This window comes from Exiguobacterium sp. s191, from assembly GCF_018618955.1.
In the GTDB taxonomy this organism is placed as follows: Bacteria; Bacillota; Bacilli; order Exiguobacteriales; family Exiguobacteriaceae; genus Exiguobacterium_A; species Exiguobacterium_A abrahamii.
The window spans coordinates 541,575-562,505 of the sequence record NZ_JACSNC010000001.1; the positions used below are offsets into that span (position 1 = coordinate 541,575).

The following is a 20,931-nucleotide window of genomic DNA, read 5'->3' on the forward strand; positions in this document are numbered from 1 at the left end:
AATTTAATACAGAAATGAAGTGAACGCATTGACCGGTACACATTTACTAGCGATCGGAATTTTTCTGATCACCTTATTCTTAATCATTAAACAACCGAAAGGACTCGGCATCGGTTACTCCGCGATGGGAATGGCGCTCGTTGCGCTATTGACGGGAGTCGTCAACCTCGATGATGTCTCGACGGTCTGGGGCATCATCTGGAATGCGACCTTTACGTTCATCGCCCTGATCATCATCTCATTGATTCTTGATGAGATTGGATTCTTCGAATGGGCGGCACTCCACATGGCACGCATCGCACGAGGTGGTGGTGTCAAACTATTCGTGTACATGACATTGCTCGGTGCTGTCGTTGCGGCTTTATTCGCGAACGATGGGGCAGCCTTGATTCTGACACCCATCGTCCTCGCGATGGTTCGTCACTTGAAACTTCCGGATTATGTCGTGTTAGCTTACGTCTTCGCTTCCGGATTCATTGCCGATACGGCCAGTTTGCCATTCGTCATCTCGAACCTCGTCAACATCGTCTCAGCAGACTTCTTTAATATCGGGTTTACGGAGTATGCGTCACGGATGGTGTTCGTCAATCTCTTTTCTGTCATCGGCAGTCTGATCGTCTTGTATCTCTATTTCCGAAAGAGTATTCCAAAGAATTACGATGTCGCGCAACTCGTCGCACCAGCGACAGCGATCAAGGATCAACGGATGTTTAAGTTATCTTGGTTCGTCCTCATCTTGCTGGTCGTCGGATACTTCACGAGTGACATCGTCGGCATTCCCGTCAGTCTTGTCGCTGGTATTATCGCCTTGTTCTTCTTATTGATGGCACGCCGTTCACCGAGCGTACCGACGAAAAAAGTCATCAGTGGTGCTCCGTGGGCAATCGTCTTCTTCTCACTTGGTATGTATATCGTTGTCTACGGACTTCAAAATGCCGGGTTGACACAAGTTCTTGCCGACATCATTGATGGATTTGCGACGAATCTAGCAGCCGCAACTTTTGGCATGGGCTTCTTAGCTGCCATCTTGTCGTCGATCATGAATAATATGCCGACCGTCATGATTGATGCGCTCGCGATTGATTTAAGTCAGGCAACCGGAACGATGCGAGAAGCGCTCATCTATGCGAACGTCATCGGATCCGATTTGGGACCGAAGATCACGCCGATTGGTAGTTTAGCGACGTTACTTTGGTTACACGTGCTTCGAACGAAGGGTGTAAAGATTGGTTGGGGACAATACGTTAAGATTGGAGCGATTCTAACGATCCCGACACTCGCCATCACATTGCTTGGCTTGTATATCAGCTTGATACTTTATTGATTTTCAAGGAGGAACGAGAGATGAAATTGATGATTATTGGTTCAGTTGCTGCGGGAACGTCCGTTGGAGCAAAAGCACGTCGTAACAGTGAAGAGTTGCAAATCACGATTTATGATCGGGATCAGGACATTTCGTATTCAGGTTGTGGAATTCCCTACTTCGTCGGTGGGGAGATCGCTGATATCGATGAGTTGACACCACGCGATGCCGCTTTCTTTAAAAAACGGTATAACATCGATATTCACACACAACACGAAGTCGAGTCGATCGATCATGCGACAAAAACGGCGACGATCGTCAATCTCCTGACAGGAGATCGTTTCACGGACACGTATGATACGTTAGTGTTGGCAACTGGTGCTTCAAGTATCGTTCCACCGCTTCCAGGAGTTGAGCATGAGAATGTCTTTACGGTTCGAAATGTCCGCAATGCCGACGCGATTCGGTCCTACATTGACGCCCATGATCCGAAGACGGCAACGATTGTCGGTGGAGGATTCATCGGACTCGAGATGGCAGAGCAATTGACGTATCGCGGCATTCAAGTCACGCTCGTCGAACGTTTGCCGCAAGTCATGCCGCCACTTGATCGCGATATGGCAGAACGCGTAGCGGATCATTTGAAAGATAAAGGGGTATCGCTCTTGCTTGGCGAATCCGTGACAGCGTTCAACGGAGAAGAACGTGTTTCTGAGGTCGCACTTGAGAGTGGAAAAACGATCGAGACCGATCTCGTCATTTTATCGGTTGGCGTCAAGCCGAACACGGGTCTTGCGAAGCAGATCGGTGTAGAGCTTGGTAAAACAGGGGCGATTGCAGTCAACCGTCACATGCAGACGAATGTAGCTGAAGTTTACGCAGTCGGTGACGTCGCGGAGAGTTTCTCCGTCATCACGGGTGAAGCACTTTATCGTCCGCTTGGTTCAACAGCGAACAAGATGGGACGGATTGCCGGCATGGTCATTACTGGAGAAGAAGCGGAGCACCGTGGGATCTTAGGGACGGGTATCTTCAAGGCGTTCGATTTGACCGTCGCTCAAACAGGTTTGACGGAAAAAGAAGCGCGTGAGTCAGGCTATGACATCGAAGTCTTGCATAACATCAAACCAGATCGTCCGGAATACATGGGTGGGAAAGAGATGACGATCAAAGCGATTGCCGATCGGGCAACAGGGCGAGTCCTCGGAGCCCAGATCGTTGGTCCGCAAGGTGTCGACAAACGGATTGATGTCCTGGCGACGGCGATCACCTTTAAAGCGAAGGCAGAGGATTTATTCCATCTCGATTTAGCTTACGCTCCACCGTTCGCGACGACGAAGGATCCCGTTCTCTATACGGGAATGGCACTCGATAATGCCATCAAAAAAACAGCGCGTTTGATGACACCGAACGAATTAATTGACCAAGTCGCGAAGGGGAAGTCGTTCCAAATCATCGATACACGCTCGAAAGCACAATTCGAAAAAAATCATGTTGATGGAGCGATCCATATTCCGCTCGGTGAACTGCGGACACGCGCAAAGGAACTGGATCCGACGTTACCGACGATCGTCTACTGCAACAAAGGCGTGACGGGGAATGCTGCGCAAAACGTCTTGAAAAATCTTGGATTTACGGATGTATGCAACTTATCAGGTGGTAACAAGAACTATCAACATATCAAAAAATGTTTGTCATAAAATCGAACAATATAGCGTGATGATCCTATTCATTTAGGAATCATCACGTTTTTTTGTTGCCAAATCGTTAGAAATAGGATATTTTTAGTATATCGGTAGACGATATAACGGAAGACGTAGTAAGGAAGTGAGAAAATGGCAAGAACAGTCCAGGAGACAGCATTAACAGAAGCCGTTTATTATATTTTACTGTCACTTCAACAACCCCGTCATGGTTATGGCATCATGCAATTCGTCCAACAGTTGAGCAACGATCGGGTCAAGTTAGCTGCCGGTACGTTGTACGGCGCACTCAGTAGTCTGGTCGATAAAGGATGGATTGAAGCGATTGAGCAAGAAGCAGGGCGGAAGAAAGAGTACATCTTGACGAATCAGGGGCGGGAAAGATTACAGGTAGAGCTGGATCGATTAAAAGAACTCGTACGACATGGACAAGAAACGATGGGAGTGGATCAAGGTGAGCAGTAAAACGGTCTATCGCTTTTACGCTGATTATGCAAAAGAAGAAGTGTGGTTAAACGAGATGGCAAACAACGGCTGGTACTTACAGCAGTTTCGACTCGGACGTTATGTATTCATCAAAGGTGAACCTGGTATGTACACGTATCGAATCGAGTTATTAGAAAACATGCCAAAGCATCCGAAGTCGCAGGACTACTTTGCGTTTTTGGAAGAGATGGACATCGAAGTCGTGGATACATCGTTCCGCTGGGTCTTCTTAAGAAAACGGACCTCGGATGAACCATTTCATTTGTACTCGGACTTTGATTCACAGATCCATCACGAACATCGGATTTTGCAACTCTATAAAGTCATTTTTTTCGTGAACATCATTGCAGTACTCATTAATTTGTTTAATCCGATTACCGACACGATGATTTGGTTCAACCTCGCGATCGTGACGGGTCTCTCATTCGTGATGCAACGCCACGAACGTAAAATTCAAACGTTACGTGGATTGCGTGCCATTGCGGAGCAGGATTAAACGCATACAACCTGATTTCAAAATTCCTCACGTCTCTAAATGAAACGTGAGGAATTTTTTTGGTGGTTAGAGTTCAGGAGGATGTTGTAAAGTTGGTCAATTCGTCTAACAGTGTTGTAAGAAAGACGTATTACATCGATCTAACAGTGTATAACTAGATAGAAGTAATTGTTTAAATCAACAAGTTAAGGGGTCATGAATCGAATGGATAAGTCTATCCGTAAAAAGCGGATCTTTTTTAGTCTAGTGTTTTTTGTCAGTGGAAGTATCCTTTTAGCGACCTGGATGAAAGTGCAACAGGATCGCGCAAACGCAAAAATTCTACCACGTTCTTCGATTACAGCCATTGATTTTAGTCCTCAACAAGACACCATGATGTTGTTCTATCCAGGACAGGGGCAAGGGAAAACGAATGATCCTGAACTTGCTTACAGTTCGATTGTCACGATCAACATGAAAGGACAGGTATTAAACGAACGACAGGTCCATGATCCTGCAATTACGAACATGACGCTTGTGCAAAAACCGAGTACGCCGAATGTGTTGTATGCCTCTGGCGCAGGATATCCGAATCACTTTCATACATTCGATTTTACGAAACGACGGTTTGTTCAACATAATGTGACGTATTTCAAGCACGATCCCATGATGGAATCAATCAAACACTTTGGGACAGATACATGGTTCAAGACGTTGAATTCATACAAAACCGGTACGCAACGATCGTCTCAAGGAACAGGATTCTCGCACACCTTTTCTAATTTTGAGACAAAAGAAAACTATGAGACGCCTGCGCGATTCGAACCAGGAAACTCGATGATGATTGAATTGAAGCAGCATTTAGCTTATGCCAGTATTGGTAGCGAAGATGAACAAGAAGAAAAAGCAGCGATGATTTTTTTGGATAAGCGGACTGAAAAACCAGTCGTATATCGTAAAAGAGATGAACCATATGCATACTCAGCACTTTATGGAAAGGATGATACGGCATACTTCGCTAGTACGGATGGCTGGATGATTCGGATTAATGAGACAGGGGAACAAACCGAGCGATATTATCCGTTTCTTCAGAATACGAATTTTGATAGTACCGATCCGATTCGAATGATCGATGCAACACAAGGGATTCAAGTCGTTCAGCAATTTTCTCGTGATAATCAAAATCGGGATCGCCACATTTTAGTCAAATGGACGTTCGGTCAATCATTCTCGGTTCAGGAAATCAAACCGAATTTTTGGAAAGCAGACAAATGGTACAAGTACTTATATATTCATCCCAAGACGAAAAAATCATACTTCATCGAATTTGACCCTGAACACCCGGATAAAGGGAAACTGCTCATTACGAATCAAAGGTATGAGTTGCTTCACGAGATGCCGGTTGAAGGACCGATTGGAATCGACTTTGTGATTGAGTGAGGCAGGGGGGAAGATGTTTTGAACCGTATCGAGCGATTTGAATTTGAATTTGAAGAAAAAGCGGGAGACCGACTTCCGTTGTTCACGTATCTAGAGCAACAGCAATCAGATTGGTCTTCTTTACAAGATGATGAAGCGCGTGAGGGGAACTTTCACGTAAGTATGTGGATCAGTGGAGAGAAGGTTTCCTGGTCATATGATGTGCGAGAACGGGATGAAGAAACACAAGCATATCGGTTTGGCATTTTCATGCAACGCTGGAAAAACATCTGGGAATGGGATCGGCAACGTCACTTGATGAGTGGAAACGCATTTGGAATTCATCAAACACTAGCCGACTCCGTCAGGACATCTGCCAAGTCTGAAGCGCATTTGGAATGGGCATTGAACGAGCTTGCTGGATACGATGCGGAAGGACTACTCTTTTATTTTGGTCCCGGACCGTGGGACGACTTTCAGAACGCGGATGATGAGCTGGATATGTTTCTCGAGTTCGATGAGATCAACACAAAAGAGAAGATGCGTACGGAAGGGCTGTATTTTGATCAAGATAGCCAGCGCTGGATCGACATTCCGGCGTCGTTACCCGTCATTAGTGAGACGATGCTCGTGATGTATCGCCAACTATACGAATGATTCATTTGATCAAAAAAAGCTCACGTCTCGGAAATGGAGACGTGAGCTTTTGTATTAGAATAATTCGTTAATCGGTGTGTCACCTTCGAGTAGCGTGACGACTTGCTTCGACGCCTTGTCGTGACCGATTGCTGCCAGAATGACGCGTGCGACATCCTCGCGCGGAATCTTTTTAGTTGCTTGTTCGGACGGATCCGTCGTGACGTTTCCTGTGCCGGCTTCATCTGATAGTCCGCCTGGGCGAAGAATCGTGTAATTAAGTGACGATTCCTTCAGGACACGATCCGCATAGCGTTTTGCAATGTAATACGGTTTCATGCTGTCGGACCATGTTTCCGGCGAATCGGCATTCAAGGCACTGACCATGATGAACTGTTTTGCATGGATTGCTTCCGCTGCTTCGATCGATTTGACGGCACCGTCGAAGTCGATCAGCATCGTCTTGTCCGCCCCCGTGTGACCGCCGGATCCTGCCGTAAAGATGACGACATCTGATCCTTGTAATGCATCAGTGATCGTCGCGACGTCCGCTTCAAGATCGAGATGGACCGGGGTATGACCTAATTTCTCAAAATCACTGAACTGGTCCTTGGAACGTAATCCTACTTTGACATCGTGCTCCGAATCCTGCAGTAAGCGAGCAGCGTGACGACCTACTTTACCATTTGCACCAATGATGAAAATCTGACTCATGTTCCATTCCTCCATTTCACGATTTGATGATTCTGTTTCAGTATGGAAAAGACGAAGGGATTTTGTAAAGAGAGACGACTTGTAGAACTGTAACCGTCATCAAAATATCTTTTTAACGCTTTTATGCATAAAATCATCAAATTATCTTGAAATCACGTGTAAGTGTGGTAGGATAATGACTATTACCCACACCGAAAATCATTTGGGTTAAATTGTAGCAATATTCGGTGAATGGGCAACGACGAAACAGAAAGGAGAGATACGATGAGAAAGAAACCATGGCTACTGGCAGGACTTGTTTTGACAGGCGTTGCCGCTTGGATGATCTGGAATCAACAGACGGATGCCAAAGCACATGACATCTTCGAAGACCACAAGCTGGTCGTCGGGACGACGGGGGATTATAAGCCCTTTACATACTGGAACGAGGAACGGAATCGTTATCAAGGCTTTGATATCGATGTCATCCAAGCGTTCGCAAAAGCAGCAAATCTTGATGTGACGTTCGTCAAGACGACATGGCCGACATTATCGGAGGATACGAAATCAGGCAAGTTTGATATCGCTGTCGGTGGCATCACGAAGAAAGTCGAGCGCGAGGTCGTCGGAGACTTTACATCGTCGTATTTCTCCTTTCAAAAAGCACCGCTCGTAAAGAAGAAAGATGTCGAACGCTTGAATTCGCTCGCTGCAATCAATGATCCAGCAGTCAAAATCGGCGTCAATCCGGGTGGCACGAACGAAGCGTTCGTGAAGAAGCATTTTCCGAAAGCAGATGTGACCGTCTTTGAGAACAACTTGGACATTCCGAAAGCCGTAAAAAGCGGACAAGTCGATGTCATGGTGACGGACGACATCGAGGCGTTGCATTACGCGACAGAACTCGATCTTGCGGTGCCGAAACTGACAGAGGCATGGGAACCAGCTGAGATGGCGTATTTGATGAAACCGGACCAAAAACAGCTTGGAGACGTTTTCCGGGTCTGGATTGAAAGTGCAGAGGGGCAAGAACATGTTCAAAAATTGAAGAAAAAATGGAACATCGTCTCGACACGTGAGACGGTCGGAGCGAAAGGAGCGGGAGCACATGAGTAAATGGGGATGGATCGTCGTCGGAGGTGGCGTCTTGTTTGCGAGCTTACTGACGCTATGGCAAACGGAGCAACCACGACGTGTACAAGCGAAGAACGTCTTTGCGACGAAAAAAATCATCGTCGGAACGACCGGGGACTACAAACCATTCACCTACTTGAACCGGAAGACGAACGAGTACGAAGGATTCGATATCGAAGTGATCCGTTCTTTCGCGAAGACGACCGGTATCGATGTCGAATTCGTCCCGACGACATGGCCCACGCTATCTGCTGATCTTGCTAGCGGGAAATTCGATATGGTCGTCGGGGGTGTGACGAAAAACATCGAGCGAGAGATCATCGGCGACTTCACATCGAGTTATCTGTCGTTCCAAAAGACACCGCTCGTCCGAAAAGAAGATGCTAAACGTCTTGCTTCGATCGAACAAATCAATCGTCCAGACGTGACGATTGGTCTAAATCCAGGGGGAACGAATGAACAGTTCGTCCGTAAGACGTTCACAAAGGCGAACATCGTCATGTATGAACAAAATCTCGACATCCCGCATGCGGTTGCCTCAGGTGAAGTCGATGTCATGATCACCGATACGGTCGAGGCGATTCATTATGAAGCGCTCGACAAACGACTCGCGGCACCAAGAATTCAAGAAAAATGGATTCCGGCGGAGAAGAGCTACCTCGTTCGAGAGTCGGAAGGGGACGTCGTCGATGTCTTCAATCTCTGGATGCACTCGCACGAAGGTCAAGAAGAGATGGAGCAATTAAAAGAGAAATGGCAAGTGGCGTCTTAAGTGGATCGTGTCTCCTGACAGCAGGAGGCACGATTTTTTAGTAACAGGAATCTAAATGGAAAAGGGCGAACAAGTAGGTAGAAGCAAATTAGGAGGAATCAATATGTTGAAATGCGTGTCAGCGAGGCAATGGCTCATCATGACTGTTCTTCTAGGCTGTGTCACTTACGCATGGATCGTCATCGGAGAGTCATGGATTAATTCTACGTTGTTATTTGGAGGGGCGCTTATATTTACAAGTGGTGCAGTGCTTTCGTTTAGTCTTGCGTTGGCACGAGTCGTTCGATTAAAAGGAATCGGATTAACGATGATGCTGGTTTCGATCGTCACAACGCTCGTGGTATCTGCCAGCGTCTTGTATGGTGTGTATCAGATTGTTGCGTAATAGTTATAGAGTGAATCAAGGCACCGAATCAGGTGTCTTTTTTTTGATTCGAGAACAGAAAAAACGGGAAAATCTTGGACATGACTTTGAATTCAAGGAAAGAAGGAATGAAGATGATTCATGTCGAGAACTTGACGAAAACGTACGATGGAAAAGATGTCGTCAAAGGCATCTCGTTCGATGTCGAGGCAGGAGAAATCTTTGCTTTTCTAGGACCGAACGGGGCAGGAAAGTCAACGACCGTCCAGATGCTGACGACGTTGATTCCGATTTCCGGTGGTCGGGCGACGATTCAAGAATTTGATGTCGTTAAACAGGAAAAACAGGTCCGTTTGCAAATCGGGGTCGCCTTGCAAGATACCGGCATCGATGAAGATTTGACCGGGCTTGAATTACTCGTCTTACAGGGAAAATTATTTGGATTAAGTCAGACGGAAGCAAAAACACGGGCAGAGGAATTGTTGCAGCTCGTCGGACTCGATCAAGACGGCAAGCGCAGATCGGGTACTTACTCCGGCGGGATGAAACGTCGGCTTGACCTTGCTTTGACGCTCGTCCATCAACCGACTGTTTTGTTCCTTGACGAACCAACGACAGGACTCGACCCCGCGAGCCGTGTACAAATCTGGAACGAGGTCCGACGATTAAACGAAGAGTTCGGAACAACGATCTTTTTGACGACACAGTACTTGGAAGAAGCCGATCAGCTAGCCGACCGAATCGCGATCATCAATGAGGGACAATTGATTGCCGAAGGAACGGCAGCTGAGCTGAAAGCAGCAAATGGAGAAGAGCGGATCGAATTGACGCTAGCTGAAAAAGAGAACGAACGAATCGTCTTAGAGACGTTTTCCGGTCGTCAGGAAAAAGATCGCCTCGTCATTCCTTCGCGGGGAACGGAGACATTGCGCGCGGTCGTCCGTTTTCTTGATGAACGAAAAATGGTCGCTACGTCACTGGTCGTCAAACAACCGTCGCTTGATGATGTCTTCATTCGTTTAACTGGACAAGCTTATAAGGAGGAATCGTGACATGATTCGAGAAACATGGTTTCTGATGCGGCGGAGTCTCCTCGTGACGTTACGTAATCCGTTTTCCTTCATTCCGAACTTGATCATCAGTGTCTTTTTCCTGCTCGTCTACACGAGTGGTCTCTCCGGCATCTCGAACTTACCTCAATTCGACGGCGTCGATTATTTGAACTTCATTTTGCCTGTTTCGATCGTCTCGGGTGCTGTTGGTGGAGCCGGGGGAGCCGGTCAAGCACTCGTCAAGGATATCGAGAGTGGTTATTTCGCACGACTCTTATTGACACCCGTCTCGCGAACGGCAATCGTCCTCGGACCAATGCTTGCCGGGATGCTGCAATTATTCGTTCAAACGTTACTGATTTTCGGGATGGCATTCTTGCTTGGTCTATCGATTCCAGTCGGTGTCAGCGGCTTTTTCTTGACGATCTTACTCGCGCTCGGATTTGGACTCGCCTTTGCCGGTTACTCGGTCGGTGTCGCTTTGAAGACACGGAATGCGCAAGCAGCTCAAGCTGGAACGCTCTTATTCTTCCCGCTGATTTTCTTGTCGACGACGTTTGTCCCGAAAGACTTGATTGAAGCCGAATGGCTCAAGATTGCTGCGACGATCAATCCGACGACCTATATCATGGAAGGGATGCGTAGTGTGTTGACCCGTCCTGAAATCGATTGGTCAGTCTACTGGCAAGGTTTGATCGTCGCTGCTGTTCTCAGTATTGCGATGGTGATCTTTGCTGCGTTGAACGCACGTGGGGCATTGAGAAAGTAAAAAATGGACCCGTTTTTAAGCGGGTCCATTTTATGCGGCTATCTAGTTGACTGTCTTATTTCAAATCGCGTTTTTCTTCCTCTTCTTTCGACGATTTACTTTTTGCGTCGAACTCAGAACGTGTCATGACATCTTCGACATGCATGTTGATTTCGATGACATCGAGTCCTGTCATATCATGGACTGATTTTTTGATTTTCGTTACAGCGTCTTGGAAGATGGAAGGGATGTTTTTGCCGTACTCGACGATGACTTTTAAGTCGAGTGCGACTTGTCGTTCGCCGACTTCCGCGTCGATGCCTTTTGTGATATCTTCCGTGCTCCGGAAACGATCAGTCAATCCACTCATGAAGCCACCGCTCATTGAGAGGATGCCTTTGACATCATTTGATGCGATACCGGCGATTTTTTTAATGACTTGATCTTCGAATGTGAGTTTGTTTTCGCGTACTACTTCGTTTTCGTTTTGTTTAGTGTTGATTTCGTTAGCCATGAGAAATCTCTCCTTTTAGTGTAAGTTAAGTGATTTTTATTTTCTGTCTATGCTCAATCCCGCTGAAAGAACTGAATCCATCCTTCAACATCGAGCGCATTATCCCGCCACTGACCGATCAGGTAACCGATTGTTGCGAATACGATGATCAACAACGTCGGTCCAAAACCGATCGTCAAGAACAAGATGGCGAGGATCAGTCCGACTAGCCCGCCAAGTAGACGGTAGCGATACGGACGAAGTGCTTCGCTCGTTTTCATGATCTTCCTCCTCTCGGATCTTAGACGACGCGTTCAGACGTTTTGGTCTTCGTGTCACTGATTCGGACGCGTGTTTTTGTGACAGGTAGTTCGAGCAACGATTCGACCGCGTTCTTGGCGCGTTCTTGAATGTCTTTGCCGATTGTCGGCAAGCCTTCTTGACCGAAGACGGAACAGTCGACTTCTAACGCGACGGTTTCTTTTTTCGAGTGAATATCCGCGTTGACGCGTGGCGAACGTACGCCGTTGATACCACGAATCGACTCGAGTGCCGTTCGTTCGATCGTTTGCTTAGAGATCGTGATATTCCCGTCACCCGTCTGAATCAGGAGACGTTGTCCTTTTGAACGACTGAGTAGTCCAGTGAATAATAGAATGACAAATACGAATGCTAGGAAGCCACCAAGTGATAAAATCGTGTAGCTATACCATTGTTGATCTTGCCACTGTTCAATCAAAGGACTGAGTCGTGGAACATCATAGACGCCAAGTACAAGAAGACCGACGCTGACTAAACCGAGAATGCCGATCAGAACGAGTAGGAAACGATTGAATCCGTTCATGTTACATCTCTCCTTTCTGCCGTTAAATTGTTTTAACGTGATTGTTCTACACATGAAATATTATGTGTATGGTGAGAATATTCCCGCTCAAACGAACTCGAAACATGAAAATGCACTTAGAATGAAAAGACTATTTATTCTGAAAATTTATCTATTTATTAGAAAAATAGTAGATGAAATACGGCTTTACGCATTGAAATCAAGGATGTTACGACGTCTTAAGGGTTTAAGCGTTCGCGAAAAATATCTATCATGAATATTATTCAATGTCAATATAGAAAATCATCTCCATCAAAAAACTCCTCTCATGCGGTCATGAGAGGAGAGACAGACGTTTATTTTTCGATTTTCGGTACTTTTACGATGTAATAGACCGTACTTAAGATCAAGAAAGCGACTCCGATTAAGATCGAGACGCGTGTCTCATCGTTGAACAACATCCCGACGAGCACTGTCAACAGCGCGACGATCGACAGATAGTTCGTCACCGGGGCACCGGGCATCTTGAACGGATGTGAGGCTGTCCGTTCACTTTCGAGTTTACGATACCGGATATGACTGATTAAAATCGCGAACCACGGTACCATCCCTGGTAGTACCGAAGCACTGTAGACATACACGAAGATATTCGTATCCTTCCCGAGAACGAGTGGCAAGGTGATATCGAGAATGACACCGAAGAAAATCCCGATTGAAATCGCTAAGACCGTGTAGAATGGAATGCCGCGTTTGTTGACCTTTAAGAAGAAGGACGGCACTTGTTCTTTTTCAGCCAATGCATAGATCATCCGGCTTGCGCTGAAGATCCCGGAGTTACAACCGGATAAAGCGGCCGTGATGACGACGAAGTTGATGATCCCGGCAGCAATCGTGACACCGACCTTGGAGAATGTCGCAACGAACGGACTGCCGAGATCCGACAACTCATTCCATGGATACACCGTGACGATGATGAAGATGGATCCGACGTAGAAAATCAAGATTCGCCAGACGACACCATTGATCGCCTTCGTGATGTTCTTTTCTGGATCTTTCGTTTCTCCGGCTGTCACGCCGATCAACTCAACTCCGATGTAAGAGGCGAAGACGATCGAGAGCGCAAAGAAGAAGCCGGTGAAACCATTTGTGAAGAATCCACCGTTCGCCCAAAGATTCGAGAAGCCGACCGGGTTTCCGTCATTTCCTAGACCAAAGAAGATGATTCCAAGTCCAGCGACGATCATTAGAAGAATCGTTATTACCTTGATTGAGGCGAACCAAAACTCGAGTTCACCGAACATCTTGACGGAAGCAAGGTTCGCAAGCGTCAAGAGAATGATGACGACGACGCCTGGAATCCAAGTCGGTAGCTCCGGCCACCAGAAGCGTAGATAGGTTCCGACGGCGATGACTTCACTCATCCCGACGACGACCCAGTTGAAGATATTACTGCTTGCTGTCAAGAAACCAGCTGCTGGATGGATATAGTCGTTTGCGAACTTTGCGTACGAACCACTGTGAGGATGGGTGTAGACCATCTCACCAAGTGCCCGCATGATGAAAAAGATAAAGACTCCTGCTAGCATGTACGCGAGTAAGACGGATGGTCCCGTCCAAGCAATCGTACTCGATGCTCCAAGGAAAAGACCGACCCCGATCGTTCCTCCGAGTGCAATCATTTGTACCTGTCGTGCTGTTAAATCTCGTTTCAAATTCGAACTCATCATTTCCCCCAAAAAAATTCTGTGACGTCATAATGTTCAGACAATTCGTCCGAATAACTATAACGCTGAGTATACTATCCTCAGATAGAACTCGCTAGTCTTTTTGAAAATTTGGGTTAGAGGTTTTCAAAAGTAAAAAGATTATGAAACAACTGTGTAACGGCTTTCATTTGCCTGCTAAGAGAGAGACAAGTCGCTGACCGAGTCTCCCGAAATATAGGTGTTCCGAGGTCGCTAGTACGATCAAGTCATTACGCATTGTAAGGTCACCTGACAGGGTATTTCCCTGTTCTGTCATGAATCGAATCGAACGAACACTTTCAAAGAGCGTACCTTTCCGTTCGAGTAAATGTGCTTCATCAGAATTTGCGGCAAGTAGAAAATCGTCGTACCGAGCGAACTGAGAAAAGGCGATCGTAGGTGCCTCACAGACGAGATCTTCCTCTTGATCGGTACGAATGAAACGGTAATCAGAGTAGTAGAAGAACCAGACTTCTTTTGATGAACAGATGTTTAAGGCGTAACAATCATCAATCGGGTATTGACGGTTTTTATATTGTACTTCGCCCGTATCGTCAAAAGCGACGAGACCAAAGGCACCATTTGAACTGGTTACGGCGTCAGCATAGACACCTTCGTCAAAATAGCTGACCCAAATCCACCCTCGTTCATCGATTTGCATGTTTTGAATCCCATCATCTAAACAAAATTGATTGACTAGATTTCCCTGAACATCATAAATAAAGGCATTCGGCAACCACGTTCCGTCTACGTCATCATCGCAACGGGAAGCGACGAGTAACAAACGTCCATCCGGAAAACGATCGACGAGCGAAAAATCAATTTCGCTTTTTTTAACGATCGTCGTCTTCCTCCAATCATCCTTTAATTGATGAATGGAAAGGACGTGTTCATTGCGTGCTTCGTCGAGGGTTTCTTCGACGATTAAAATATGTCCGTCGACGGTGATCCCGGTCGCGACAGGATGACCCGACCGGTAGGATGCAGTCAAACGACGGAGTGGAAAATGAGCAAGTGGGGATGTGAGCATGGCAGGACCTCCTGTTTGTTTAAAAAAACAGTCCGTCGTCAGACAGACTGCTAGTTGTTCAAACCGTTCGTTGACGGCGTTTGTAGATGACGTAGAAGATGATCAAGACAACGGCAGCGATTAGGACACCGTTCGTGTACGGTGCAGCCACTTCCTTGATCGAGCGCCAGTTCGTTCCGAGCGTTTCACCAAGATACAGGAACAAGATCGACCACGGAATGATCGCAAGCACCGTATAGAGGGAGAACTTCGTTTGATCCATCTTGGCAAGACCTGCCGGAATTGAGATGGCATGACGGACGACCGGGATGAAACGGGCTCCAAAGATGACGCCTTGTCCGTACTTTAAGAACCAACGCTCGGCTAGATCGAGATGATGTTCTGAAATCAAAACATACTTCCCGTATTTCAGGATAAGGGGACGACCGCCGTAGCGAGCGAACCAATATAAGAATAATTGCGAGAATAATCCACCGATGACGGCAGCGACGATAGCAAGCGGCCAGCCGATCGTTCCTTGGGAAATCATGAATCCACCGTAAGAGAGGACGATTTCACTCGGTATGATTTCAATCATCAACCCGAGGGCGATGCCGAAATATCCGAGATCGGCAAGCGAAAGTAAAATCTGGTTGACGACTTGAGATAACACGTTAGACAACTCCTTTGTATCAGTTCATTCCTTTATTTTAGAGAACCGAGGACGAAATGAAAAGGAAAAAAACGGAGACAATTCAAAAGACGGATTCGCGATGACAGCGAATCCGTCTTGTTTTTATAATACGACCGCAGCGATCGTACCGAAGATGAGTAATGGAATGTTGTAGTGCAGGAACGTCGGAATGACCGTTTCTCGCATGTGATCGTGCTGACCATCAGCATTCAAACCACTCGTTGGTCCGAGTGTCGAGTCAGACGCCGGGCTACCCGCGTCACCGAGAGCACCGGATGTTCCGATGATGGCAATCGTCGCTTCTAAGCTGAATCCGTACTGGATACAAAGTGGAACGAAGATGGCAGCGATGATCGGAACGGTCGAGAAACTCGAGCCGATCCCCATCGTGACGAGAAGACCAATCAAGAGCATGACGAAGGCGGCAACGAGTTGTGAATCGCCCATCAACGCTTTCGAATTCTCGACGAGTGGCTCGATATCGCCCGTCTTACGCAAGACGTTTGAGAAACCGTTCGCTGAAATCATGACGAAACCGATGAATGACATCATGCGCATACCGCGTGTAATGACGTCATCGGCTTCACTGAAGCGAACAAGACGAAGCAACAAGAAGAGAATCAACCCCGTCGTCGCAGCGAGAATCATTGATCCGGTCTGTAGTTGTACGATCAAGGTCGCGATGACGACGACTCCACTTAAGACAAGCTTCGTTTTCGTGATGACCGGGATTTCATAATCGTCCGGTGCGATGTCGCGCATCTCATACGTGCGCTCTTTCCGGTACGTGTACAAACCGATCAAGAGACCAACGACCATTCCGAGTGCTGGAATCGCCATCGCTTCGATGACGGAAGCTCCAGCAGTATCGAGACCATTTGCCTTCAAGTTCTTTAGTAGAATCTGGTTGAGGTAAATATCTCCGAATCCAACCGGTAAGAACATGTACGGTGTCACAAGACCGAACGTCATGATGATCGCAATCCGGCGACGGTCCATCTTCAATTGATTGAACAGACCAAGAAGCGGCGGAATGATGATTGGAATGAACGCGATGTGGATCGGCAACACGTTTTGTGAACTGATCGCAAGCAAGAGAATCGCGAACAAGATGAATCCTTTTAATTTTTTGACGGAAGCGGCACTTGCGTTACCACGCGAACGCGCAATCAAAGAGTGCGCGAGTGCATCCGGTAAGCCCGTTTTCGAGAGGGCGACAGCGAACGCACCGAGCATCGCATAGCTCAGGGCGATTTCGGCCCCGTCACCAAGACCACCGGAGAATGCTTTTGTCGTCGCAGTCAGGTCAAGACCACCGACGAGACCACCGGCAAACGCACTGATGACCATCGCGACCACGATGTGGACGCGGAAGATCGCTAAAATAAATAGTAAAAAGACGGCAAACAATACGGCGTTTATCATTCAGTAAAACCACACTTTCTTTTGTTATCACTGTACTATACTAAAGTATCTTACAGCCATGTTAGAATGCTGTCAAGAGTAAAAGTCTGACCTCGTAATCGAAAGATGAATGATACGCTTTTTAGCTCTCCACAAGAAGTTACATTCTGTTATACCCTGAAGCTTAAAGTGAGAAGCGTTTTGAACACTGAAAATGACTCATACAAAAAACGTGCCATCCTTCTCCGTTACGAGAAAATATGGCACGTTATCTTTAAATTAAGACGGAGTAGAATATCCGAGTCTATTTGCGTTTCTTCTATAGAGAGTGATCAGCAATCGACGACGTCAAGTTTACCAGTCCCTGGATCGATGACGAGTCCGTGGACATTCGTTCCTGGCGGTAGTAATGGGTGGTTCTTCACGAGGCTGACCGAGTGAGCGACGCTTTCTTGAACTGACGTGAAACCACGCAACCATTGATTCAAATCAACGCCAGATGCTTCGAGCGTGTAAAGAATCTGTTGGTCGATGCCCCGATCCTTCATCTCGTTGATCATGTGGTTAGGATCAATCGTGCTCATGCCGCAGTCGTGGTGACCGATGACGACGACTTCTTCAGCACCAAGGGCATACAACGCGACGAGAATCGAGCGCATGACGGAACCGAATGGGTGCGATAGGATAGCACCGGCATTTTTGATGATCTTCGCATCCCCGTTCTTAAGACCAAGTGCGTGCGGGAGGAGCTCCGTCAAGCGGGCATCCATACACGTCAGGATGACGACCTTTTTGTCTGGGAACTTGTCCGAGACGAACTGCTCATACTGTTTTTCGGCGACGAATCGCTCGTTGAAGGCTAGCATTTCCTGTACAACTGACATTCAAGTGTCCTCCTTTAGTGGTAGCTCTTAATATGTACCCCATATCAGAATACAAGATGATGAAACGGCTATCAAGTCAGGAAAATGCGAGGTGTGACAAATCGCACACATCTATGTACATGAAGCAAAACGATGAAAAAGAGGAATTCACAACAGTTGTAAACGCTATCAAAGGTGTGAGGGAATTCACAGGATGGTCATGCACAAAACAGGAAAAAGGGGTTATGATTGATTTGTGAAGGAAAGCACAAACTATTGAAAAACAGCTTGGCATTCCTGACATAATGGTTGGCAAATCAAACTCAGATTCGTTCCACGACAGGGAGGAAACCACTCATGGCTGTGAAAGAAAAAACAAAAACGACGGCAACGCCGGTCGAACAAGCAGTTGGACAAATCGTTGAAAAAGGGCAACGTGCATTACAAGAATTACTGACATTCGATCAAGAAAAAATCGACACGATCGTCCGGGATATGGCACTTGCCGGACTCGAACAGCACGTCGAACTCGCTCGTCTCGCAGCAGAAGAGACGGGACGCGGTGTCTTTGAAGATAAGATGATTAAAAATATGTTTGCGACAGAATACATCTACAACAGTCTACGTCATGAAAAAACAGTCGGGATTTTAGAAGAGGATGTCCAAAACGGCATCACCTATATCGCTGAACCGGTCGGTGTCGTCTGTGGTGTCACACCGGTCACGAACCCGACATCAACGACGATGTTCAAAGCATTGATTGCGATCAAGACACGCAACCCAATCGTCTTCGCGTTCCACCCGTCGGCACAACGATGTTCCGTCGAAGCAGCGAAAACACTCCGTGACGCAGCCATCAAAGCCGGGGCACCAAAAGACTGTATTCAATGGGTCGAAGAACCATCACTTGAAGCAACGAAAGTCTTGATGAACCATGAAAACATCGCCATGGTCCTTGCGACAGGTGGAGCAGGAATGGTCAAATCAGCGTATTCAACAGGTAAACCGGCACTCGGTGTTGGACCAGGGAACGTCCCTTGTTACATCGAACAGTCAGCGAAAGTCAAACGGGCAGTCAGCGATCTCGTTCTTTCAAAAACGTTTGATAACGGGATGATTTGTGCGTCTGAGCAAGCTGTCATCGTCGACCAAGAGATTTATGCGACGGTTCGTGCGGAAATGGAAGCACTCGGTTGTTACTTCTGTACACCGGAAGAAAAACAACGCCTCGAATCACTCGTCATCAAAACCGATACATGTGCCGTCAACGCGGACATCGTCGGAAAACCTGCGACATGGATCGCAGAAAAAGCCGGCATCGATGTTCCGGAAACAACGGTCATGCTCGTCGCAGAACTCGAGCACGTCGGAGCGGCAGAACCATTGTCTCATGAAAAACTCAGTCCCGTCCTCGGTGCGTACCGCGTCGCTTCCACCGAAGAAGCGTTTACGATTGCCGAACAGATGCTTGAAATCGGCGGTCTCGGTCATACAGCCGTCATTCATACGACGAACGATGACTTGATGACAGCGTTCGGACTCCGCATGAAAGCCTGCCGGATCCTTGTCAACAGCCCATCTGCTCATGGCGGAATCGGTGATCTGTACAACGAGTTGACACCATCACTGACACTCGGTTGCGGATCATACGGGAAAAACTCTGTTTCTGAAAACGTGACAGCGAAGCACTTACTCAACGTCAAAAAGGTGGCGAGACGACGCGTGAACATGCAATGGTTCAAGGTTCCTGAAAAAATCTACTTCGAAAAGAACTCTGTTCAGTACCTGCGGTCGATGACAGACGTCTCACGTGTCATGATTGTCACTGATCCAACGATGGTACAGTTCGGGTATGCCGATAAAGTAATTCAAAACTTACCACAGTCCGTCAGTTACCGGATCTTCGACCAAGTCGAACCAGATCCATCGGTGACGACTGTTCAGACAGGTGCTCAAGCGATGCGTGATTTCAAGCCTGACTTGATTATCGCCCTCGGTGGTGGTTCAGCGATGGATGCTGCAAAAGGAATGTGGCTCTTCTACGAACAACCGAACGAAACGTTCTCGAACTTACGTCAAAAATTCCTCGATATTCGCAAACGGGCGTATCAATTCCCGACACTTGGTCGTCAAGCGAAGTTCGTCGCGATTCCGACGACTTCTGGTACAGGTTCAGAAGTGACACCGTTCACCGTCATCACGGATAAAGAGAAAAATGTCAAATACCCGATTGCTGACTATGCGTTGACACCTGACGTCGCAATCGTTGATCCGGAATTCGTCATGACCGTTCCAGCTTCGATCACTGCTGATACCGGAATGGATGTCTTGACGCATGCGACAGAAGCTTACGTCTCGGTGCTTGCGAACGACTATACGGATGGACTGGCACTGAAAGCAATCAAGATGATCTTCGACTACTTGCCACGAGCATATACTAACGGATCAGACGCCGAAGCACGCGAAAAAGTGCATAACGCGTCAACGATGGCAGGGATGGCATTCGCGAACGCCTTCCTCGGCATCAACCACTCGATCGCGCACAAAATCGGTGGTGAATTCCACACGCCACACGGACGGACGAACGCGATCCTGATGCCGCACGTCATTCGCTATAACGCGTCACGTCCAACAAAACTAGCAGCATTCCCGAAATACGAATCATTCGTTGCCGATGAACGGTATGCGGACATCGCGCGCTACCTCGGTCTTCCGGCAGCAACGACGGAACAAGGGGTCGAATCCCTCATCCAAGCAGTTGCCGATCTTGGACAACGTCTCAACATCAAGATGTCATTCAAGGCGCAAGGCATTCAAAAAGCAGACTTCGAGGCAAAACTCGATAAGATGGCAGTCGATGCCTTCGAGGATCAATGTACGACAGCGAATCCGAAGATGCCGCTTGTCGCTGAGTTACGGACGATCATGGAACAAGCATACGAAGGCATCTAATAGAGAAAAATACCATGGCACCTGATCGTTCAACCGGCTTCTCACTGTGAGAAGCCGGTTTTTATTTTGGAAATCAGTGGAGACAGTCGGAGAAAAGGTGGGATATAATGGCTGTTGAATGAATTTGATGTTTTTGGTTTCGCTGTAGCAGGAATATTCAAAC

The 20,931-nt window shown here is 47.2% G+C and carries 21 protein-coding genes; 12 read left to right on the forward strand and 9 right to left on the reverse strand.

Going from position 1 to position 20,931, the window contains the following annotated elements:
- Positions 1–19 precede the first annotated feature (19 nt).
- From KNQ09_RS02770 to KNQ09_RS02795, 6 genes are all read left to right on the forward strand, one after another.
- Positions 20–1,324 (forward strand): arsenic transporter, encoded by a 1,305-nt coding sequence (locus KNQ09_RS02770; RefSeq protein WP_214857274.1) that lies wholly within the window; start codon positions 20–22, stop codon positions 1,322–1,324.
- Positions 1,325–1,344: 20 nt separating this feature from the next.
- A complete protein-coding gene (locus KNQ09_RS02775) occupies positions 1,345–3,003 on the forward strand; it encodes an FAD-dependent oxidoreductase (protein WP_214857276.1) in 1,659 nt (552 codons plus the stop codon).
- A gap of 135 nt (positions 3,004–3,138) precedes the next feature.
- Entirely contained in the window at positions 3,139–3,471 is a 333-nt protein-coding gene (locus tag KNQ09_RS02780; RefSeq protein WP_214857278.1) for a PadR family transcriptional regulator, read from the forward strand.
- Positions 3,461–3,988 carry a DUF2812 domain-containing protein gene (locus tag KNQ09_RS02785; protein WP_167507541.1) on the forward strand — a complete coding sequence of 176 codons (528 nt, stop codon included), beginning with the start codon at positions 3,461–3,463 and terminating at the stop codon, positions 3,986–3,988. The genes KNQ09_RS02780 and KNQ09_RS02785 overlap by 11 nt, the downstream gene beginning before the upstream one ends.
- A 285-nt stretch (positions 3,989–4,273) precedes the next feature.
- Entirely contained in the window at positions 4,274–5,407 is a 1,134-nt protein-coding gene (locus KNQ09_RS02790) for a hypothetical protein (protein ID WP_214857280.1), read from the forward strand.
- 18 nt (positions 5,408–5,425) lie between these two features.
- Entirely contained in the window at positions 5,426–6,043 is a 618-nt protein-coding gene (locus KNQ09_RS02795; protein ID WP_214857282.1) for a hypothetical protein, read from the forward strand.
- Between the two features lie 54 nt (positions 6,044–6,097).
- On the opposite strand, the gene KNQ09_RS02800 is transcribed toward KNQ09_RS02795, so the two are convergent.
- Positions 6,098–6,736, reverse strand: coding sequence for an SDR family oxidoreductase (locus KNQ09_RS02800; RefSeq protein WP_214857283.1), 639 nt, complete (start codon positions 6,734–6,736; stop codon positions 6,098–6,100).
- Between the two features lie 264 nt (positions 6,737–7,000).
- Here KNQ09_RS02800 and KNQ09_RS02805 point away from each other — a divergent pair, with 264 nt between their 5' ends.
- The 5 genes from KNQ09_RS02805 (at position 7,001) to KNQ09_RS02825 (ending at position 10,806) form a co-directional block, all read left to right on the forward strand.
- Positions 7,001–7,831, forward strand: a complete 831-nt coding sequence (locus KNQ09_RS02805; RefSeq protein ID WP_214857284.1) for a transporter substrate-binding domain-containing protein — start codon at positions 7,001–7,003, stop codon at positions 7,829–7,831.
- Positions 7,824–8,621 (forward strand): transporter substrate-binding domain-containing protein, encoded by a 798-nt coding sequence (locus KNQ09_RS02810; RefSeq protein ID WP_214857285.1) that lies wholly within the window; start codon positions 7,824–7,826, stop codon positions 8,619–8,621. Before KNQ09_RS02805 ends, KNQ09_RS02810 begins: the two co-directional genes overlap by 8 nt.
- Before the next feature lie 103 nt (positions 8,622–8,724).
- Positions 8,725–9,006, forward strand: a complete 282-nt coding sequence (locus KNQ09_RS02815) for a hypothetical protein (RefSeq protein WP_214857286.1) — start codon at positions 8,725–8,727, stop codon at positions 9,004–9,006.
- 107 nt (positions 9,007–9,113) lie between these two features.
- On the forward strand, positions 9,114–10,037 hold the full coding sequence (locus KNQ09_RS02820) for an ATP-binding cassette domain-containing protein (protein WP_251138079.1): 924 nt from the start codon (positions 9,114–9,116) through the stop codon (positions 10,035–10,037).
- A 1-nt stretch (position 10,038) separates the two neighbouring features.
- Positions 10,039–10,806: an ABC transporter permease gene (locus tag KNQ09_RS02825; RefSeq protein WP_214857287.1), complete on the forward strand. Its 768-nt coding sequence runs from the start codon at positions 10,039–10,041 to the stop codon at positions 10,804–10,806.
- Between the two features lie 55 nt (positions 10,807–10,861).
- Here the strand turns inward: KNQ09_RS02825 and KNQ09_RS02830 are convergent, their stop codons facing one another.
- From KNQ09_RS02830 to KNQ09_RS02865, 8 genes are all read right to left on the reverse strand, one after another.
- Complete coding sequence (locus KNQ09_RS02830; protein WP_050677037.1) at positions 10,862–11,299, reverse strand: Asp23/Gls24 family envelope stress response protein; 438 nt, start codon at positions 11,297–11,299, stop codon at positions 10,862–10,864.
- 53 nt (positions 11,300–11,352) lie between these two features.
- A complete protein-coding gene (locus KNQ09_RS02835) occupies positions 11,353–11,559 on the reverse strand; it encodes a DUF2273 domain-containing protein (RefSeq protein WP_029341361.1) in 207 nt (68 codons plus the stop codon).
- Between the two features lie 20 nt (positions 11,560–11,579).
- On the reverse strand, positions 11,580–12,122 hold the full coding sequence (gene amaP / locus KNQ09_RS02840) for an alkaline shock response membrane anchor protein AmaP (RefSeq protein WP_023467891.1): 543 nt from the start codon (positions 12,120–12,122) through the stop codon (positions 11,580–11,582).
- Between the two features lie 335 nt (positions 12,123–12,457).
- Positions 12,458–13,828 (reverse strand): amino acid permease, encoded by a 1,371-nt coding sequence (locus KNQ09_RS02845; protein WP_214857289.1) that lies wholly within the window; start codon positions 13,826–13,828, stop codon positions 12,458–12,460.
- A gap of 163 nt (positions 13,829–13,991) precedes the next feature.
- The gene (locus tag KNQ09_RS02850; RefSeq protein ID WP_214857290.1) at positions 13,992–14,876 is read right to left on the reverse strand and encodes a hypothetical protein; all 885 of its coding nucleotides are present in this window, start codon (positions 14,874–14,876) and stop codon (positions 13,992–13,994) included.
- Positions 14,877–14,934: 58 nt separating this feature from the next.
- On the reverse strand, positions 14,935–15,528 hold the full coding sequence (gene uptA, locus KNQ09_RS02855) for an undecaprenyl phosphate transporter UptA (protein WP_023467894.1): 594 nt from the start codon (positions 15,526–15,528) through the stop codon (positions 14,935–14,937).
- 123 nt (positions 15,529–15,651) lie between these two features.
- The gene (locus KNQ09_RS02860; protein WP_214858543.1) at positions 15,652–16,971 is read right to left on the reverse strand and encodes a Na+/H+ antiporter family protein; all 1,320 of its coding nucleotides are present in this window, start codon (positions 16,969–16,971) and stop codon (positions 15,652–15,654) included.
- Positions 16,972–17,285: 314 nt separating this feature from the next.
- Positions 17,286–17,837 carry a beta-class carbonic anhydrase gene (locus KNQ09_RS02865; RefSeq protein ID WP_214857291.1) on the reverse strand — a complete coding sequence of 184 codons (552 nt, stop codon included), beginning with the start codon at positions 17,835–17,837 and terminating at the stop codon, positions 17,286–17,288.
- 336 nt (positions 17,838–18,173) lie between these two features.
- On the opposite strand from KNQ09_RS02865, the gene adhE reads away from it, so the two are divergent.
- On the forward strand, positions 18,174–20,768 hold the full coding sequence (adhE, locus tag KNQ09_RS02870) for a bifunctional acetaldehyde-CoA/alcohol dehydrogenase (RefSeq protein ID WP_214857292.1): 2,595 nt from the start codon (positions 18,174–18,176) through the stop codon (positions 20,766–20,768).
- Positions 20,769–20,931 lie beyond the last annotated feature (163 nt).

What these genes read in the sequence shown, in the direction of transcription:
- KNQ09_RS02775 (WP_214857276.1), top strand. Translation starts at nt 1,345, where the DNA reads ATGAAATTGATGATTATTGGTTCAGTTGCTGCGGGAACGTCCGTTGGA.
- KNQ09_RS02780 (WP_214857278.1), top strand. Translation starts at nt 3,139, where the DNA reads ATGGCAAGAACAGTCCAGGAGACAGCATTAACAGAAGCCGTTTATTAT.
- KNQ09_RS02790 (WP_214857280.1), top strand. Translation starts at nt 4,274, where the DNA reads ATGAAAGTGCAACAGGATCGCGCAAACGCAAAAATTCTACCACGTTCT.
- KNQ09_RS02800 (WP_214857283.1), bottom strand. Translation starts at nt 6,736, where the DNA reads ATGAGTCAGATTTTCATCATTGGTGCAAATGGTAAAGTAGGTCGTCAC.
- KNQ09_RS02805 (WP_214857284.1), top strand. Translation starts at nt 7,001, where the DNA reads ATGAGAAAGAAACCATGGCTACTGGCAGGACTTGTTTTGACAGGCGTT.
- KNQ09_RS02810 (WP_214857285.1), top strand. Translation starts at nt 7,824, where the DNA reads ATGAGTAAATGGGGATGGATCGTCGTCGGAGGTGGCGTCTTGTTTGCG.
- KNQ09_RS02815 (WP_214857286.1), top strand. Translation starts at nt 8,725, where the DNA reads ATGTTGAAATGCGTGTCAGCGAGGCAATGGCTCATCATGACTGTTCTT.
- KNQ09_RS02820 (WP_251138079.1), top strand. Translation starts at nt 9,114, where the DNA reads ATGAAGATGATTCATGTCGAGAACTTGACGAAAACGTACGATGGAAAA.
- KNQ09_RS02825 (WP_214857287.1), top strand. Translation starts at nt 10,039, where the DNA reads ATGATTCGAGAAACATGGTTTCTGATGCGGCGGAGTCTCCTCGTGACG.
- KNQ09_RS02830 (WP_050677037.1), bottom strand. Translation starts at nt 11,299, where the DNA reads ATGGCTAACGAAATCAACACTAAACAAAACGAAAACGAAGTAGTACGC.
- KNQ09_RS02835 (WP_029341361.1), bottom strand. Translation starts at nt 11,559, where the DNA reads ATGAAAACGAGCGAAGCACTTCGTCCGTATCGCTACCGTCTACTTGGC.
- amaP (WP_023467891.1), bottom strand. Translation starts at nt 12,122, where the DNA reads ATGAACGGATTCAATCGTTTCCTACTCGTTCTGATCGGCATTCTCGGT.
- KNQ09_RS02845 (WP_214857289.1), bottom strand. Translation starts at nt 13,828, where the DNA reads ATGATGAGTTCGAATTTGAAACGAGATTTAACAGCACGACAGGTACAA.
- KNQ09_RS02850 (WP_214857290.1), bottom strand. Translation starts at nt 14,876, where the DNA reads ATGCTCACATCCCCACTTGCTCATTTTCCACTCCGTCGTTTGACTGCA.
- KNQ09_RS02865 (WP_214857291.1), bottom strand. Translation starts at nt 17,837, where the DNA reads ATGTCAGTTGTACAGGAAATGCTAGCCTTCAACGAGCGATTCGTCGCC.
- adhE (WP_214857292.1), top strand. Translation starts at nt 18,174, where the DNA reads ATGGCTGTGAAAGAAAAAACAAAAACGACGGCAACGCCGGTCGAACAA.